Here is a 16,155-nt window from a genome sequence, read left to right on the forward strand (position 1 = left end):
GGTGGCCGCCCTCTGCCAGCGGGCAAATATCCCGGTGGGCCGCGCCGCTTTTCAAGGGCGCGCGGTGCGTCTAGGGGGCCAGCGCGAAACCGTTCGGGTCCACGGCTTCGCCCCGGTTGGCAATGCCGGACAGGATGTCGCCCGCCGGGATCGTCACTGGTGCGTACAGTAGATCCTGAACCGCGGCCGTGCGTTCGTGCTGGCACAGGTTGTTTGATGTGACAGCCGCCTTAATCGCAGCCATGGGATAAGCCTCTGACATATCCTCGCAGGTGCCATAAAGGGCGTTGGCGCACACCGCTTCGAATACGCGCGACAGCCGGATGACGGGGCAAAGCTGCGCCGCATCGCGGGTGATGGCGGGGGCGGCATCGCCGGTCGCACCCGATAGCCAATCCTCCGTTTGCAGCGCACGCAGTGTCATGATCATGACCTGTTGCAGAATGCCGGCATCGTGCTGGCTGTAGTAGATCGCATTTTCGAAATAGGGGGCGAACGGCGCGTCGTCATCGCTGTCCACGAACATATACTGTCCGGTTTCAAACCAGACCGCGGCGTCAAACGGATGCGCCAGGGTCAGCCGCTTGCGCAACATGCGCCGGGTGTCGTCCGTTAACACAGGATGCCCTGCCTTTCCGGGACGGGTGGACCAGGCCTGATTGAGCAAAAAGTCGATTACGCCGGCGTTAAAGGGATCGTGCCGCAACCAATCGCGCCTTCGCGACAAGGCCAGCCAGTCGATTGTCCGTAGTGCGTTGTCGATATCCGGCGTCACGTCAAAGGACTGTGCAAACTGGGTCGCTGTCCACCAATCGTCATTCCCGCGCTGCAGCAAATAGGCCTCCAGCACGGCGCGGTCCGCAGGGCTTCGCCGTTCAAGCGCCAGCTGCCGCCGCAGGCCGCCAAGATTGACGTGACCCGTTGTCTCGGCCAACTGCCGGGCCGCTTCAATTTCCGGCCCTGTGCGGGCATTCCAACCGACGATCCGGGCGATACAAACGTCGGTGGTAAACCCCGGCTCTGTTGGAATCAGGTCAGCAAAAGCGTCGCAGTAACGTTTGATCTCCGGCAGGCCCGCCCCGCCCCACTTCTCCTCTGCGCTGCTTAGCGCACGTTGCAGCGTGCCCAAATTGGGCGCGAACTGCATCACGTCATCCGTCAGGGCAAACTTCGCGGCGTCGTCCAGAGGGTGCGTCACGTTTTGCAACGACAACAAAGTGTCAGCTGCCGGAACATAGTCAGGCGCGATGTCATAAGCTTGCAGCGCCATCTGCGTCGCCGCCTCGCCCAGATCGTGAAAAGCTTGCAGCGCGTCAGGGTGGGTCCGATTGGTAAATTCATGGCCGCGCGCCCTAAATGCCGCATCAAAATAGCCGTTTGCCCGCAAGGTCAGCGCATAGGGCGACGCAGGATAGGCTGTCAGCCACTGCGATTGAAAAGCGATCAAATCAGGATGGGTAGTGTTCAGAACGCTGACCAAGCTGCGCAGGTCATCCAGTGGCAGCAGACCTGCGCTGTGATCCTTGTGCGCCTGTGCAAACGCGGCTTCGACCGCATCGACATCGCCTGCATAAGCATCGCGGCGCACCTGCTCGGCTACCGGGTCCGCCTGCGCACCGCCCGCGACAAGACACAGCGCCAGAATGAACTTTGAAATCCGCAACATGTCCCACCTATGCCTTTTACGACTGAGTGAGCGGCGAATGCGGTATTTTCTTGGCGGCGTCATGGTCATTGCGAATTGCAATGCAGGCGTTTTTCCGCCAATATGGCGATACGGCAGTAAGGACGATGACACTGGGCAAACCGGGCGCGTCAGATAAGACAGGCACATTTCATGCGTATTATTTTTCTGGGCCTCGCCCTCGTGACACTTAACTCTTGCGGCGCTGGCGTGCGCGGCGAGATGGGGAAAGCTTGCATGGCCTCTGGCCGGTCTGCGGCGAATTCGGCCTTGTGTTCGTGCGTCCAAAAGACAGCAAACGGCACCCTGACCAACCGCGACCAGAAACTGGCTTCGACCTTTTTCGAAGACCCGCAAAAGGCGCAGGATATCCGCCAGTCGGACTCCAGCACGCACGAAGCCTTCTGGACCCGTTACCGCAAATTTACCGGCCAGGCCGAGCGTAGCTGCCGCTAACGCCCCCCTTCTTCTGGTCAAAAATACCTCGGAGGTGTGGAGGCAGCGCCTCCACCTTGACCCTGCAAGGGGCAAGCCGTCTGACCCTGGCCAGCCAAGACATATGCTGGACACAGACCGCAGGCCCGATATGTAGGGCGCATGCGGTTCGATATTCCCCTTCTGACTGAGCAGATCCGCGCCGGCGACCGGCGCGCCCTCGCCCGTGCGATCACCTTGGTCGAAAGCGGTCGGGACGATCATCGCAGCCTTGCCTTGGATCTGCTGGACCAGCTTGGCACGGACAGGCAGGCGCTGCGGATTGGTCTGTCGGGCACGCCGGGTGTTGGCAAATCGACGTTCATCGAAACCTTTGGCCTGATGCTGACGGCGCGGGGCTTGCGGGTTGCGGTGTTGGCGGTGGACCCCTCCTCTGCCCGCTCTGGCGGGTCAATCTTGGGTGACAAAACCCGGATGGAGCATCTGAGCCGCGATCCTGCGGCCTTTATCCGCCCGTCCCCCAGCCAGACGCAGCTTGGCGGCGTGGCCCGCCGGACCCGCGATGCCGTGCGCCTGTGCGAGGCAGCGGGCTTTGACGTCGTGCTGATCGAAACCGTTGGCGTCGGGCAGTCGGAAACGGTCGTCGCCCAGATGGCGGATCTGTTCGTGCTGCTGCTTGCGCCTGCTGGCGGGGACGAGCTGCAAGGCGTCAAGCGCGGGATCATGGAAATGGCCGACATGATCCTTGTGAACAAAGCGGATGGAGAGCTGAAACCGCAGGCCATGCGCACCTGCGCCGATTACGCGGGCGCGCTGCGCCTGCTGCGCAAGCGGCCGCAAGATATGGAAGGCTACCCGCTGGCCATGACTGTGTCGGCGCTGGACAGCACGGGGTTGCAGACCGCGTGGGACCGGATGGAAACGCTGGCGCACTGGCGGCAAGAGACGGGCATCTTTGCCAGCACCCGCGCAGAACAGGCCCGCCACTGGTTTACCGAAGACTTGCGGGCTGAAGTCATGGCCCTGCTGACCCGTGACCCTGACCTGCGCGCCCGCATGACGACGCTAGAAGACGCCGTCGCCCGCGGCGAGATGACCCCCGCCGTCGCCGCCCGCGCGGCCCTTGCCCCCTTGCGCGGCGCATGACGGAGCCAGCTAAAATCACGCGCCTGCTGGACGGCGAGCATCTGCGCGCTGATCTGGTGCAGCGCGGCGCGGACCGATTGATGGTGACCTTTGATTACCGGCGGCTGGACCGGGATGGATTCGGTCCCGTGGTGCCGTCAGAGCAGTTTGCCAAGGCCGGATTCGACCAGCTGATGATCGCCACGCGCGACAATGACTGGTTTATAAATGCGGATACGGCGGCGCTCGAATCTGTCTGCCGCGATCTGCGCAAGAATTATACAGCTGCGCAGGCGATTGGCTATTCCATGGGCGGGTTTGGCGCGTTCCGCTTTTCACAGGTGCTGGGCCTGTCGCATGTCGTCGCCGTCTCGCCTCAGGTGTCGATCGCGCCGCAGTTGGTTCCCTTCGAGACCCGCTACCGCCGCGAGGCGCGCCGCTTTGATCCGGCGCTTGGCGATTTGACGGCCATCTTTGACGGCAGCCTGCGCGGCCATATCCTGCTTGATCCGTTCAACCTTGCTGATCTGACCCATGCGCGCATGCTGCAGGTGTTATTCCCCCGCGTGGCGCTGGTACGCCTGCCTGGCGGCGGCCATCCCTGCACCCGAATCCTGCGCGGCGTGCAGCGGGCCGGCCTAATCCAAGCGCTGGCACTTGACCCCGCGCGCGGTGCGGGCCAAGTGCTATCCACGCACCGCAGCGCCCGCGCCAGCAACCCTGCCTATTGGCGCGGATTGCAGCACGCCAGCGCAGCCCGGCACCCGGTTTGGTCCAGCATTGCACGGCAAAGTGCCGTGAATATGGTGGATGCCGCACAGGACGGGGTTGACGAGGACAGGGATTCTGCGTAGGCGCTGCTAACTGAATTCACGGCCCCCAGTGCGGGGGTGTTTCAACCAATCGGACGGTCCATCAGGACCTGTCCCCTAAGACGGCCCGGACCATAATGGTCCCCGCCAAGCCACGAAGGATGATGCCCATGTCGCGCCGCTGCGATCTGACCGGAAAAGGCCCGATGTCGGGCAACAACGTGTCCCACGCCAAAAACCACACCCGCCGCCGGTTCCTGCCGAACCTGCAGGACGTCACACTGATGTCCGACCTGCTGGGTCGCTCGTTCAAGTTCCGCATCTCGAATGCGGCGCTGCGGACTGTCGATCACCGCGGTGGTCTGGACGCCTTCATGAAAAAAGCCAAGGACGCTGAACTGTCGCCCGACGCGCTGAAGGTCAAAAAAGATATCGCCAAGGCGACTGCTGCTGCCGCTACTGCGTAAGCACTTGCTTTGAAGAGTTGACGAAAGGCCCGGTCGCGCAAGCGCCGGGCCTTTTGCATTGCTGGATGATTTGGGCCTGCGGCGGGGTGTTTGTCATGCCTGCGGCATGAGGCCTCCGGCGGGAGTTTACCGGGCCAGATGAAAAGGGATGCCTGATGACGGACATGCTGCCGATTGACGACGTGCTAGGGGATGTCGTGTCCGCGTTGCGCGGTCATGGCCGTGTCGTGCTGCAGGCGCCGCCGGGGGCGGGCAAGACCAGCCGGGTACCGCTGGCGCTGCTAGAGGCGGGCTTTGCCGGGCAGATCATCATGCTAGAGCCGCGCCGTTTGGCGGTGCGGGCCGCGGCAGAGCGGCTTGCGCAGCAACTGGGCGAAGACGTCGGCAGCCGCGTTGGATACCGCATGCGCGGCGAATCGAGCGGTGGGCCGGACTGCCGTATTCTGGTGGTGACCGAGGGTATCTTGACCCGCATGGTGCAAACGGACCCAGAGCTGCGCGGTGTTGGCACTGTCATCTTTGACGAATTTCACGAACGGTCCTTGCATGCTGATCTGGGGCTTGCCCTTGTTTGGGAAGCACGCGGCGCGTTGCGCCCTGATCTGGCCTTGGTGGTCATGTCGGCAACGCTGGACGCTGCGCCCGTTGCGGCAATGCTGGACGGCGCCCCCATCGTCACGTCCGAAGGCCGCGCCTTTCCGGTCGAGGTCCAATATCTGGACCGCGCCTTGCCGCCGCGTGCGCGCTTGGCCGAGGCGGTGGCAGATCATCTGATGCAGATCGTGCCGCAGACCTCTGGCGGTGTTCTCGTGTTTTTGCCCGGAGAGGGTGAAATCCGCGCGGTCGAGGGGGCCTTGAAGGGCCGTTTGCCTGATGGCTGCGCGGTCAGGCCGCTATACGGTGCCCTGCCCTTTGCTGCGCAGCGCGCTGCGATTGCGCCCGTGCAAAAAGGGCGCAAGATCGTGCTGTCGACGGCGATCGCCGAAACGGCGCTGACGATCCAAGACGTGCGGGTTGTTGTGGATGCGGGCCGGGCGCGGCGGGCGCGATTTGATCCGGGCAGCGGCATGGCGCGGCTTGTGACGGAACGGGTCAGCCGCGCCGAGGCCGACCAACGCGCCGGCCGCGCGGGCCGCGTCGCCCCCGGCACGGCCTATCGCATGTGGACCAAGGGCGAGGACGGGGCCCTGCCCGCCTTTGCGCCGCCAGAGATCGTGAGCGCCGATTTGACCGCCCTTGCGCTGGAATTGGCGCTGTGGGGCAGCGATGATTTGGCGTTCTTGACGCCCCCGCCAGAGGTGGCGCTGGCCGAGGCTCGCGCCTTGCTCTGCGATCTTGGGGCCTTGGACGCGCGGGGCGGCATCACCGCGCATGGACGCAAGCTGGCGTTGCTGCCCGTGCATCCCCGGCTGGGGCATATGCTGGCGCGGGCTGGCGCGCAGGCGGCCCCCTTAGCAGCGCTACTAGAGGCGCGTGATCCCTTGCGCGGGGCGGGCAGTGATTTGGCGCTGCGGGTGGCGGCGCTGCGCGGCGAGGCAACGGCGGCTACAGTGCATGCCCCTGCCCTTGCGCAGATTCGGGCAGAGGCAAAGCGGCTGGCCAAAGGGTTGCCGCAGGGGCCCGCGCTAAGCCTTGGTCAGATGGCTGCGCTGGCCTATCCCGACCGTGTCGCGCTGCGCCGGGCGGGGGATGATCCGCGCTATTTGCTGTCGGGCGGCAAGGGGGCGATGCTGGATGCGGCTGATCCGCTGGCCGGGCAGCGCATGTTGGTCGTGACGGACACGGACGGCAACCCGCGCGAGGCCAAGATCCGGCAGGCCGCTGTGATCGGGCTGGCGGACCTGCGGGCCGTGCACGCGGACGCCATTGCGTGGCATGACGTGTGCCGCTGGGATCGGCGCGATGCGCGCGTTGTGACGGAACGGCAGGAACGCTTTGGCGCGTTGGTGCTGGACGCCCGGCGCTGGACTGATGCGCCGCAGGATGCCGTGGCGCTGGCGATGCTGGACGGCGTGCGCCAGCTAGGGCTGCGTCCGGGCAAGGCCGCGCAGCTGTTTCTGGCCCGCGTCGCCCTGGTGCCCGGCTTGCCGGATATGCGCGAAGAGGCGTTGTTGGACACGGTGCAGGACTGGCTGCTGCCGCATCTGGCGGGCGTGCGCTCTGCTGCGGATTGGGGGCGGTTTGATCTGCTGGACGCGCTGCGCGGCGTGCTGGACTGGGACCAGATGCAGCGGCTGGACCGGGCGGCACCGGGGCATTTTACGACACCTTTGGGGCGGCGAATCGCGATTGATTACAGCGGGGATGCGCCGCAAATTACGCTGCGCATTCAGGAAATGTTCGGGCAAACCGCGCATCCAATGGTCGGCGACACCCCGCTGCGCGTCGTGCTGTTGTCGCCCGGGCAAAAGCCCGTGCAGGTCACGCAGGACATTCCCGGTTTTTGGGCCAGCAGCTATGCTGACGTGCGCCGCGACATGCGCGGGCGATATCCGCGCCACCCTTGGCCAGAGGATCCGACACAAGCTGATCCTACTTTGCGGGCAAAACCGCGCGGAACATGACAAAAATCACGCAATTGCAAGCGCAATGACCCTGAAAATGCAGGATGTGTTGCGATTCCGCTGCATTGACCTATGTTATTCATAGATAAAAAACGATTTTCGTATTGAGTACCGAGTATGTCCATAACTGAAAAATTTGAAGACCACGTCATCGTCACGCCAGAACCACGGGTTCAAGTTGCCGCCCTTTGCCACCGCAAAGGGGCAAAAGGCCGCGAGGTATTGCTTGTCACCAGCTCTCGGGGGCGTTGGATTTTGCCCAAAGGTTGGCCGATTGACGGGCTAAGCGACGGCGACGCCGCGCTGCAAGAAGCATGGGAAGAGGCTGGCGTACGCGAGGGACGCGTGACGCCTAAGCCGATTGCCAAATTTGACGGCGTAAAGCGCTTTGACAGTGGCGAAGAAATCCCTGCCCGCGTCCGCGTTTACGGTGTGAAGGTGCGCCAGCTGGTGCGCAAGTTCCCTGAATACAAGCGGCGCGAGCGGCGTTGGGTCAGCTTGGCCAAGGCAGCAAAGCTGCTGACGGAAAAGGGTTATGTGAAGGCGCTGCGCGCCATCTGATCGCGCTGCGCGCGTGCCTTACGCCGCAGGCCAGACCACCGTATCAGCTGTGACAAGGCGCGCGAAATCAGCGCCGAGCGCGGCAAGCGTGACCGACAGCACAATGTCAGGGTCGTGCACAGCGCCGTCCGGCCCTGTGGCGAAAAAGCCGAACACCGCGTCTGTCACCAGATCAACAGCAAGTCCCAAATCGGACGCCGCGCGCACGGTTGATGACACGCAATAGTCAATCGCGGCCCCTGCCACGATCAGCCGCGTGATCCCCATTTCCTGCAATGCGGTGGATAACCCGGTGCCGCTGAAACCTGATGATCCGGTTTTGAAAAACACCGGTTCGCCCGGCAAGGGCGCGGCGCCGGGCAGCGGCTGACCGCCTGGCTGGTCTGCGACACAAGGCGGGAGATCGTAGCCTCTGCCCCCGGATTGGACCGGGGCACACCGGCTGCGGTGCGCATGGCAAAGGCGTGTTGTAGGTCGATCAACAGCAGGGCCGTGGCGGTCATTGGGCTACGCCTCTGGCGCGGCCATGTAGTCGCGTTTGCCCAAGACCACACCGCTGTGGCGCAGGATCGCGTAAGCCATGCTCATGTGAAAATAGAACTGGGGCAGCGCGAAATGGGCGTAGTAGTCTTGGCCAGAGAGCGTCATCTCTGACGGGCCAGCCTTAAAGGTGATGGACCGGGTGGCGGCGTCCTTGAAGCCGTCCGGGGTCGCATTGGCCAGTTCGGCCTGCACGGTCGCGATGCGCGCTTTGAGCTGCGCAAAAGTGGTTTCCGTGTCGGGATGGCTTGGCACGGTGGCCCCGGTCAGGCGGGCGTTCATGCGGGTCGCAAAGTCGCAGGTCAGTTGCACTTGGCGCGACAGGGGCAGCATGTCGGGAAACAGCCGCGCGGCCAGCAGGACATCGGGTGCGATCTTGTGATCGGTGCAATGTGCCTCTGCCTTGGTCAGGATCCGCGCGAGGGCGGTGAGGCTGCGTTGCAGCGCAGGAATAACGATAGAATACATGGTGCTGTCCGATCCTGCAGTGCGGCCGGATCAGTCCGCGCCGCGCGCCACATTGGGCGCGGCGCGAACCGAAACGCAACGGTTATTTCAAGCAATACCGCATGACGGCCTTTTGGGCGTGCAGGCGGTTCTCGGCCTCGTCGAAAATGACGGAATGTGGGCCGTCCATCACGGCGCTGGTGACTTCGTCATCCCGGTGCGCCGGCAGGCAATGCATGAATAAGGCGTCCTTGTTCGCCTGCCCCATCAGCGTTTCCGTGACCTGATAACCGCGCAGCTGGTTGTGACGCCGTTCCCGCGCGGATTGCGGATCGTGCATGCTGACCCAAGTGTCGGTGACCACTAGGTCGGCGCCTTGCACGGCCTTTTGCGGGTCGCGTTCGATCGTATAGAGCCCGTCGAGGGCGCGTTCGGGATCAAGCGGCGGCGGGCCGGAAAATACGAGGTCAAAGTCGAACTGCTTGGCCGCGTGGGCGAAGCTGGCAAAGACGTTGTTACCGTCGCCGGACCAGACGACTTTGCGTCCTTTGATCGGGCCGCGATGTTCCTCGAATGTCATGATATCGGCCATGATCTGGCAAGGGTGGGTGCGGTTGGTAAGCCCGTTGATGACTGGCACGGTGGCGTGTTCGGCCATCTCGTGCAGGGTCGCTTCCTCGAACGTGCGGATCATGATCATGTCGACATAGCGCGACAGCACGCGGGCCGTGTCGGCGATGGTTTCACCATGGCCGAGCTGCATGTCAGCCCCCGACAGCACCATCGTCTGCCCGCCCATCTGGCGCACACCGACGTCAAAGCTGACGCGGGTCCGGGTCGAGGGTTTCTCAAAAATCAGCGCGACCATGTGGTTCGCCAAAGGCTGCTCTGTATCAGGGGTGCCTTTGGGCAGGCCAGCGCGGGCGTCTTTCATGCGGCGCGCATCGTCGATGATGGCGCGCAGATCGGCAGTGGGCGTGGTATGGATGTCGAGGAAATGGGTCATAGTTTGGGCTTTCTTGCGGGCGTTGGACCGGTGGGCTTCACGCCCCCCGGACCCCCCGTGGAGTTTATCTGGCAAGGTGAAATCAGATCGTGGATGCCGCTTTGTCGAGCAGGTCTGCGGCGGCGGCGATGTCGTCGTCGGTCAGGTTTAGGGGGGGCAGCAGGCGGATCACGTTGTCGGCGGCCGGAACGGTCAGGATGCCGGCGTCATAGCCTGCCTTGACGATATCGGTGTTGGTGGCTTTGCACATCAAGCCCAGCATCAGGCCGGAGCCACGCACGCCGGTAAAGACACCCGGATGGGCGGCGGTAAGGCCTTCAAGTTTTTGGCGCAAGAGCGCGGCCTTGCGGTTCACTTCGGCCAGAAAGGCGGGGTCGGCGATGATGTCCATGACGGCGTTTCCGACAGCGCAGCCCAGCGGGTTGCCGCCATAGGTCGAGCCGTGCGTGCCAGCGGTCATCCCGCTCGCGGCGCGTTCGGTGGCCAGCACTGCGCCAAGGGGGAAGCCGCCGCCGATGCCTTTTGCGACCATCATGATGTCGGGCGTGATGCCGGACCATTCGTGGGCGAAAAGCTTGCCGGTCCGGCCGACGCCGCATTGCACCTCGTCAAAGATCAGCAGGATGCCGTGTTCGTCCGCCAGATCGCGCAGACCTTTCAGGCATTGGTCGGGCACGGGGCGGATGCCGCCTTCGCCTTGCACAGGCTCGATCATGATCGCGGCGACGGTGGGGGACTTTGCGGCCTCGCGCAGCGCGTCATGGTCGCCGAAGTCCAGATGCACGAAACCGGGCAGCAAGGGCCCGAAGCCTTTGGTCATCTTTTCCGACCCGGCGGCAGCGATACCGGCCGAGGAGCGGCCATGGAAGCTGCCGGAGAAGGTAATGATGTCGGTCCGGTCCGGCTGGCCTGCGTCATAGAAATGCTTGCGCGCCATTTTGACCGCAAGCTCGCACGCCTCTGTCCCTGAATTGGTGAAGAAGACCGTGTCGGCGAAGGTGTGTTCCACCAGTTTATCGGCCAGCGCCTGCTGCGCAGGGATCTGGTACAGGTTGGACACGTGCCACACAGCGCCTGCCTGATCCGTTAGCGCCTTGATCAGGGCGGGGTTGGCGTGGCCGAGGCTGTTCACCGCAATGCCTGCGCCGAAGTCCAGAAAGCGGCGGCCGTCTGTTGTGGTGAGCCACGCGCCCGACCCTTTTTCGAAGGCAAGCGGTGCGCGGTTATAGGTCGGCAGAACGGTCGGGATCATGGGATCGGCCCTTATGACAAACGTGAAGCCCGATTGATGCCCGCAAGGGGACGCCGGGTCAACGATAATGGGGGGAAGAATGGAACGTGCAAAGACGGACGCTGTTAGCGTCGGCGTCGAACGAAAAGGGGCGCACGGTTATCCATGCGCCCCTGTTAGCTGATGATGTGACTTTAGGGAAGTCTGTTTACGCCTTAAGGCGGTAGCCCTTATCCAGCCAGCGCCAGACGACCGACAGCACGACGATATTGGCGGCCAGCACGACGACCAGCCCGAGCCAGGGCGAGCTGTCGGAGACGCCGATCATGCCCCAGCGCACACCGTCGATGATGTAAAAGAACGGGTTGGCGTGGGACGCGATGCGCAGCGGCTCTGGCAAGGCGTCGATGCTGTAGAAGGTACCCGACAGGAACGACAGCGGCGTGACAAGGAAGTTCGAGATCGCGGACAACTGGTCGAATTTATTGGCAAAAATGCCTGCGATCATGCCAAGGCCGCCCATGAACATGGACCCTAGCAGCACAAAGGTCAGCATCCAGCCGATGTTCTGTATCTGCACGCCAAGGAATATCCACGACCCGGCCGCGATGACCGTTGCCACGATCAGCCCGCGCGCGACGGCACCAAAAAGGTAGCCGAACAGCAGCTCTGCTGCGGACAGCGGCGGCATCAGGGTGTCGACGATATTGCCGCCGACCTTGGCAGAGGCAAGGCTGGAGGAGGTATTGGCAAAGGCGTTCTGGATCACGGTCATGATCAAAATGCCGGGGGCAAGGAAGGTCATGAACGGCACGCCCATCACATCGCCGCGTTGCGGGCCGATGGCGATCGTAAAGATCATCAGCAGCAGGCCTGCGTTAATCAGGGGGGCCATGACGGTCTGCGACCAGACGTTCATAAAGCGGCGCACTTCGCGCAGGGCCAGCGTGCGGGTGCCTTCCCAGTTCACGCGGCCAAAGCGGCGCACGCCCATCGCTGACTTTGGCGCTGATTTAGCGCCTGACTGTGTGGCTGATTGGTCGGACATTGCGGCTTTCCTTATCTTTAGTGGGGCGGTCCTTCACTTCCGGCGCCCCAATGCTTAGAATAGGGGATCACGAGATTAGACAAGGCCTCATCTTTGAATGGGGTCAGAGCGAAGGAAGCCATATGTCCTGGACAGACGAACGTGTCGAGACCCTGAAGCGGATGTGGGGCGAAGGCCAGTCGGCGAGCCAGATCGCCAAGGAACTGGGCGGCGTTACCCGCAACGCTGTGATCGGCAAGGTCCATCGCTTGGGCCTGTCGAACCGCGCGGGTGCGGCGAGCGCAGAGCCTGCAACCGCAGTCGTCCCCGCCACCGAGGTCGCGCCTGCTGTGATCGATAAGCCGGTATCGGCTTTCGAAGACAAGCCGCACATGCGCACCGAGTCGGCGACCCCGGCCCGCAAGCCCAAGCCCGACCCCGATGCGGTCGAGGTGGAAGAGCTGGACGAGAATGGTATCCCGATCAGCGCGGCGCGCCGGGCGATCATTCCGGCTGGCCAACCCCTGCCGCCGCAGCCCAGCGCGAACGAAATTTCGCCAGAGGCACTGGCCAAGGTCAACGAGGTGGAAAAAACCGCCAAACGGATCGGCCTGATGGAGCTGACTGAGAAGACTTGCAAATGGCCTGTGGGCGATCCTGCAACGCCGGATTTCTGGTTCTGCGGCCTGCCCAGCCAGCAAGGCAAACCCTACTGCGAGGCGCATGTTGGCGTGGCGTTCCAGCCCATGTCCTCGCGCCGTGACCGTCGCCGGTAAACGGACGATGACCCCGGTGCGCGCCTGATGGCGGCGCACCGGGCCCCTTCCCCCCCATATTTTAGGATGTGCCACGTATGACCAATCTGGCTTTGATCACAGGTGCGTCGTCTGGCATCGGCCGCGAATTTGCGCGCATTCATGCGCAGCGCGCCGGCGATATGATTATCGTCGCCCGCCGCAAGGACGAGCTGGATGCGCTAAAGGCAGAGCTGGAAACCGCGCACGGCGTCAGCGTGCAGGTCATCGCCGCCGACCTGACCGATGCGGCGGCCGTGCAAGACCTATGTGACAGCCTGCGCGGGCAACCGATTAAGGTATTGATCAACAATGCAGGTTTTGGCGGCCAAGGCAGCCACGTTGACCGCGATCTGGGCAAAGAGCTGTCAATGATCGACCTGAACGTCAAAGCGCTGGTGACCCTGTGCCACGACATCGGCGGCCAGATGGCCAAACGCGGTGCGGGCCGGATTTTGAACGTCGGGTCCACCGCTGGCATGATGCCAGGACCGATGCAGAACGTTTATTTCGCGACCAAAGCCTTTGTCCGCAGCTATTCGCTGGCCTTGGCAGAAGAGCTGCGCGCCAGCGGCGTCACCGTGACCGTGCTGGCCCCCGGCTATGTCGAGACGGAGTTCGCCGATACCGCCGATCTGCGCGGCACGGCGCTGGTCAAAGGCGGCGGTAAGACGCCGCACAGCGTTGCGGCCTTTGGCTATGACAGCATGGTGGCAGGCAAGCTGCATGTGATCAACGAGGGCCTGCTGAGCTTTGCGCTCAATTGGATTATTCCGCTGATGCCGCATCGCATTGTGCTCGGCATTGCGCGGCGGATGCAGACGAAGGCTTAATCCCAAGCCTTAGTCCTCGTCCTCCCAATCGCTCCCAATCGCCTCGCGGTCGTTTTTCTTTTCCCGGTCGATCATGTCTTCGACCTCGTCCAGCTCTTCTCCGGTCGCCTCTTCGGGGCGGGCTTCTGCGGCCTCAATCGGGGTCAGCAAAAGCTTGAAATACATCGGAAAGTGGTCCGACCCGATATGCGCTTCGCGGCGCATATCCAGCAGGCGAAACTGGGCGTCGTGGAACAGGTGATCCAGCGGCCAGCGCATCCACGGCATCGTGGCGCTAAAGGTGTTGTAGAACCCGCGCCCAACACGCGGATCAAGCAGGCCAGACACCTCTTGAAAGCGGCGCGTCGTGATGGACCATGCCACGTCGTTCAAATCGCCTGACACAATGGCAGGCAACGGATCATCGCGCGCCTCGATCGCGGTCGAGGATAGCTCTGCGTCGCGCCCTTCGGTGTCTTGCTGCGGGATGGGCGGTTCGGGGTGCACGACGTAAAGCCGGAACGCCAAGCCGTTCGCCAGTGGCACACGCGCCCGCAGCGATGGCACGCCGTCGACGATTTTCTCTCTGAACTCAGCTTCGTCAAACGGGATACGGCTATAGATCGCCATGCCGTAACCGGTATCCAGCGGATAGGCGTGGCGGTGCGGATAGATGTCGGTCAGGGCGTCCAGCGCGTCGATCCAGTCTTGATCGACCTCTAGCGTCATCAGGATATCAGGCTGCACGCGGCGCGCGACGTTGATCAGCTTGGCGTAGTCGCGGTTCGACTTTTTCACATTCGCCGCCAAAAAGCTGACACTGCGGTCGTCCGCGACGGGTTCATGCTTGCGCGGGCGCAGGGATTGCTTGTGCCAGATCGGCAGGTAGCGGCCGATGTAGAAGGCCTGCGCCAGCACGCAGGGAATCATCAGGCCGACAACCCAGCGCCACCCGGGCGGCGTGAACCACACAGCCACCACGATCAATACGACGGCGATGCCAAGCACCTGTTGGCGCGGGAAATCTGCACCTCGCACCATGCCGTGCGATACCTTAGAAAACGGGATCAGCGTTGCCGCGACGACCACGGCCACCACCAGCCACATTGCGATGAGTAGGAAAGTTGTCATGCAGCGGCGCGCCTTTTAATCCGTGTTGCGACGTATGAACGCACGGAACGGCGTTTCGATCCATCTTGGGCATCTTTTAAGTGATCCGCGCCCCCTTTCCGCGCGGCGCGCCCCGCGCTAGAAGGGCGGATGACCCAGAACCCGCCAGAACTTCGCCCCGACCTTGCCCGCGCCCGCGTTGTGGACGCCCCTCGCCCCGGCCAGCCGACCATCGGCATGGTGTCCCTTGGCTGCCCAAAGGCGCTGGTGGATAGCGAACGCATCCTGACGCGCCTGCGCGCCGAAGGCTACGCGATCAGCGCCGATTACCACGGCGCAGAGGCGGTGATCGTGAACACCTGCGGCTTCTTGGATAGTGCTAAGGCCGAAAGCCTTGATGCGATCGGCGAGGCACTAAAGGAAAACGGCAAGGTCATTGTGACCGGCTGTCTGGGCGCAGAGCCGGATTATATCCGCGAACATCACCCCAAGATTTTGGCCGTCACCGGCCCGCAGCAATACGAACAGGTGCTGGACGCCGTGCATCTGGCAGTGCCGCCTAGCCCCGATCCGTTCATCGACCTGCTTCCCGCCCGCGGCGTCAGCCTGACACCGCGGCATTACAGCTACGTTAAGATTTCCGAAGGCTGCAACCACAAGTGCAAGTTCTGCATCATCCCCGACATGCGCGGCAAACTGGCGTCGCGCCCGGCCCATGCCGTGCTGCGCGAGGCGGAAAAGCTGGTGCAGGCGGGGGTCAAGGAACTGCTTGTGATCTCTCAGGATACCAGCGCTTATGGCCTTGATCGCAAATATGACCTGAACCCGTGGAAAGATGGCGAGGTCCGCAGCCATATCCTTGATCTGACACGGGAACTTGGCAAGCTGGGCGCTTGGGTGCGGCTGCACTACGTCTATCCCTACCCCCATGTGCGCGACCTGATCCCGCTGATGGCGGACCCGTCGAACGGCGTGCTGCCTTATCTGGATATCCCGTTCCAGCATTCGCACCCCGACGTACTGCGCCGCATGGCGCGCCCTGCCGCCGGATCGAAAACGCTAGAAGAAATCGCCGCGTGGCGTGCGATCTGCCCCGACATCACCCTGCGGTCGACCTTTATCGTTGGCTATCCAGGAGAGACAGAGGCCGAGTTCCAACACCTGCTGGACTGGCTGGACGAGGCGCAATTGGACCGCGTCGGCTGTTTCCAATATGAAAACGTCGCAGGCGCGCGGTCAAACGCCCTGCCCGATCACGTCGCGCCCGACGTCAAACAGGACCGCTGGGACCGCTTTATGGAAAAGGCCCAAGCCATTTCCGCCGCCAAGCTAGAGGCCAAAGTCGGCCGCACGCTGGAAGTCCTTGTCGACGACATCGACGAAGACGGCATCGCCACCTGCCGCACCTGGGCCGACGCGCCAGAGATCGACGGCAACCTGTTCATCGACGAAGGCACCGAAGGGTTGTCTGTTGGTGATGTGGTGAAGGTGACTGTGGATGAGGCAGGGGATTATGATTTGTGGGGGGCGGTTATTTAAC

General features: G+C 63.1%; 16 protein-coding genes. 9 read left to right on the plus strand and 7 right to left on the minus strand.

Annotated elements, in window-relative coordinates; genetic code table 11:
• Nucleotides 1–70: 70 nt before the first annotated feature.
• Nucleotides 71–1,666 (minus strand): DUF4034 domain-containing protein, encoded by a 1,596-nt coding sequence (locus KBW81_RS11480; protein ID WP_254247260.1) that lies wholly within the window; start codon nucleotides 1,664–1,666, stop codon nucleotides 71–73.
• A 171-nt stretch (nucleotides 1,667–1,837) separates the two neighbouring features.
• On the opposite strand from KBW81_RS11480, the gene KBW81_RS11485 reads away from it, so the two are divergent.
• The 6 genes from KBW81_RS11485 (at nucleotide 1,838) to KBW81_RS11510 (ending at nucleotide 7,648) form a co-directional block, all read left to right on the plus strand.
• Nucleotides 1,838–2,140 carry an arginine transporter gene (locus KBW81_RS11485; RefSeq protein WP_090190376.1) on the plus strand — a complete coding sequence of 101 codons (303 nt, stop codon included), beginning with the start codon at nucleotides 1,838–1,840 and terminating at the stop codon, nucleotides 2,138–2,140.
• 141 nt (nucleotides 2,141–2,281) lie between these two features.
• Nucleotides 2,282–3,265 (plus strand): methylmalonyl Co-A mutase-associated GTPase MeaB, encoded by a 984-nt coding sequence (gene meaB / locus KBW81_RS11490; RefSeq protein ID WP_254247261.1) that lies wholly within the window; start codon nucleotides 2,282–2,284, stop codon nucleotides 3,263–3,265.
• Nucleotides 3,262–4,098: an alpha/beta hydrolase gene (locus tag KBW81_RS11495; RefSeq protein WP_254247262.1), complete on the plus strand. Its 837-nt coding sequence runs from the start codon at nucleotides 3,262–3,264 to the stop codon at nucleotides 4,096–4,098. Before meaB ends, KBW81_RS11495 begins: the two co-directional genes overlap by 4 nt.
• 128 nt (nucleotides 4,099–4,226) lie before the next feature.
• A complete protein-coding gene (gene rpmB, locus KBW81_RS11500; protein WP_090190373.1) occupies nucleotides 4,227–4,523 on the plus strand; it encodes a 50S ribosomal protein L28 in 297 nt (98 codons plus the stop codon).
• Between the two features lie 155 nt (nucleotides 4,524–4,678).
• Nucleotides 4,679–7,087, plus strand: a complete 2,409-nt coding sequence (gene hrpB, locus KBW81_RS11505) for an ATP-dependent helicase HrpB (RefSeq protein ID WP_254247263.1) — start codon at nucleotides 4,679–4,681, stop codon at nucleotides 7,085–7,087.
• Nucleotides 7,088–7,204: 117 nt separating this feature from the next.
• Complete coding sequence (locus KBW81_RS11510; RefSeq protein WP_090190371.1) at nucleotides 7,205–7,648, plus strand: NUDIX hydrolase; 444 nt, start codon at nucleotides 7,205–7,207, stop codon at nucleotides 7,646–7,648.
• 18 nt (nucleotides 7,649–7,666) lie between these two features.
• Here KBW81_RS11510 and KBW81_RS11515 read toward each other — a convergent pair whose 3' ends face one another.
• From KBW81_RS11515 to KBW81_RS11535, 5 genes are all read right to left on the minus strand, one after another.
• Complete coding sequence (locus tag KBW81_RS11515) at nucleotides 7,667–7,993, minus strand: cysteine hydrolase family protein (protein WP_254247264.1); 327 nt, start codon at nucleotides 7,991–7,993, stop codon at nucleotides 7,667–7,669.
• A 162-nt stretch (nucleotides 7,994–8,155) separates the two neighbouring features.
• Nucleotides 8,156–8,656, minus strand: coding sequence for a DUF1993 domain-containing protein (locus KBW81_RS11520; RefSeq protein WP_254247265.1), 501 nt, complete (start codon nucleotides 8,654–8,656; stop codon nucleotides 8,156–8,158).
• Between the two features lie 82 nt (nucleotides 8,657–8,738).
• Entirely contained in the window at nucleotides 8,739–9,641 is a 903-nt protein-coding gene (gene argF / locus KBW81_RS11525) for an ornithine carbamoyltransferase (protein WP_090190368.1), read from the minus strand.
• An 82-nt stretch (nucleotides 9,642–9,723) separates the two neighbouring features.
• On the minus strand, nucleotides 9,724–10,893 hold the full coding sequence (locus KBW81_RS11530) for an aspartate aminotransferase family protein (protein ID WP_254247266.1): 1,170 nt from the start codon (nucleotides 10,891–10,893) through the stop codon (nucleotides 9,724–9,726).
• Nucleotides 10,894–11,080: 187 nt separating this feature from the next.
• Nucleotides 11,081–11,920, minus strand: coding sequence for an ABC transporter permease (locus KBW81_RS11535; protein WP_254247267.1), 840 nt, complete (start codon nucleotides 11,918–11,920; stop codon nucleotides 11,081–11,083).
• Between the two features lie 122 nt (nucleotides 11,921–12,042).
• On the opposite strand from KBW81_RS11535, the gene KBW81_RS11540 reads away from it, so the two are divergent.
• The gene (locus tag KBW81_RS11540; protein ID WP_090190366.1) at nucleotides 12,043–12,675 is read left to right on the plus strand and encodes a GcrA family cell cycle regulator; all 633 of its coding nucleotides are present in this window, start codon (nucleotides 12,043–12,045) and stop codon (nucleotides 12,673–12,675) included.
• A 77-nt stretch (nucleotides 12,676–12,752) separates the two neighbouring features.
• Entirely contained in the window at nucleotides 12,753–13,526 is a 774-nt protein-coding gene (locus KBW81_RS11545; protein ID WP_254247268.1) for an SDR family NAD(P)-dependent oxidoreductase, read from the plus strand.
• 9 nt (nucleotides 13,527–13,535) lie between these two features.
• Here the strand turns inward: KBW81_RS11545 and KBW81_RS11550 are convergent, their stop codons facing one another.
• Entirely contained in the window at nucleotides 13,536–14,636 is a 1,101-nt protein-coding gene (locus KBW81_RS11550; protein WP_254247269.1) for an endonuclease/exonuclease/phosphatase family protein, read from the minus strand.
• A gap of 129 nt (nucleotides 14,637–14,765) precedes the next feature.
• Between KBW81_RS11550 and rimO the strand changes: the two genes are divergently transcribed.
• Complete coding sequence (gene rimO, locus KBW81_RS11555) at nucleotides 14,766–16,154, plus strand: 30S ribosomal protein S12 methylthiotransferase RimO (protein ID WP_254247270.1); 1,389 nt, start codon at nucleotides 14,766–14,768, stop codon at nucleotides 16,152–16,154.
• The last annotated feature ends 1 nt before the right edge of the window (nucleotide 16,155 follow it).

It is taken from the genome of Loktanella salsilacus (assembly GCF_024206795.1).
Classification (GTDB): domain Bacteria; phylum Pseudomonadota; class Alphaproteobacteria; order Rhodobacterales; family Rhodobacteraceae; genus Loktanella; species Loktanella salsilacus.

Bases quoted from the DNA above. Each gene is read 5' to 3' on its own strand.
- KBW81_RS11480 (WP_254247260.1), bottom strand. From the start codon at position 1,666: ATGTTGCGGATTTCAAAGTTCATTCTGGCGCTGTGTCTTGTCGCGGGC.
- KBW81_RS11485 (WP_090190376.1), top strand. From the start codon at position 1,838: ATGCGTATTATTTTTCTGGGCCTCGCCCTCGTGACACTTAACTCTTGC.
- meaB (WP_254247261.1), top strand. From the start codon at position 2,282: ATGCGGTTCGATATTCCCCTTCTGACTGAGCAGATCCGCGCCGGCGAC.
- KBW81_RS11495 (WP_254247262.1), top strand. From the start codon at position 3,262: ATGACGGAGCCAGCTAAAATCACGCGCCTGCTGGACGGCGAGCATCTG.
- rpmB (WP_090190373.1), top strand. From the start codon at position 4,227: ATGTCGCGCCGCTGCGATCTGACCGGAAAAGGCCCGATGTCGGGCAAC.
- hrpB (WP_254247263.1), top strand. From the start codon at position 4,679: ATGACGGACATGCTGCCGATTGACGACGTGCTAGGGGATGTCGTGTCC.
- KBW81_RS11510 (WP_090190371.1), top strand. From the start codon at position 7,205: ATGTCCATAACTGAAAAATTTGAAGACCACGTCATCGTCACGCCAGAA.
- KBW81_RS11520 (WP_254247265.1), bottom strand. From the start codon at position 8,656: ATGTATTCTATCGTTATTCCTGCGCTGCAACGCAGCCTCACCGCCCTC.
- argF (WP_090190368.1), bottom strand. From the start codon at position 9,641: ATGACCCATTTCCTCGACATCCATACCACGCCCACTGCCGATCTGCGC.
- KBW81_RS11530 (WP_254247266.1), bottom strand. From the start codon at position 10,893: ATGATCCCGACCGTTCTGCCGACCTATAACCGCGCACCGCTTGCCTTC.
- KBW81_RS11535 (WP_254247267.1), bottom strand. From the start codon at position 11,920: ATGTCCGACCAATCAGCCACACAGTCAGGCGCTAAATCAGCGCCAAAG.
- KBW81_RS11540 (WP_090190366.1), top strand. From the start codon at position 12,043: ATGTCCTGGACAGACGAACGTGTCGAGACCCTGAAGCGGATGTGGGGC.
- KBW81_RS11545 (WP_254247268.1), top strand. From the start codon at position 12,753: ATGACCAATCTGGCTTTGATCACAGGTGCGTCGTCTGGCATCGGCCGC.
- KBW81_RS11550 (WP_254247269.1), bottom strand. From the start codon at position 14,636: ATGACAACTTTCCTACTCATCGCAATGTGGCTGGTGGTGGCCGTGGTC.
- rimO (WP_254247270.1), top strand. From the start codon at position 14,766: ATGACCCAGAACCCGCCAGAACTTCGCCCCGACCTTGCCCGCGCCCGC.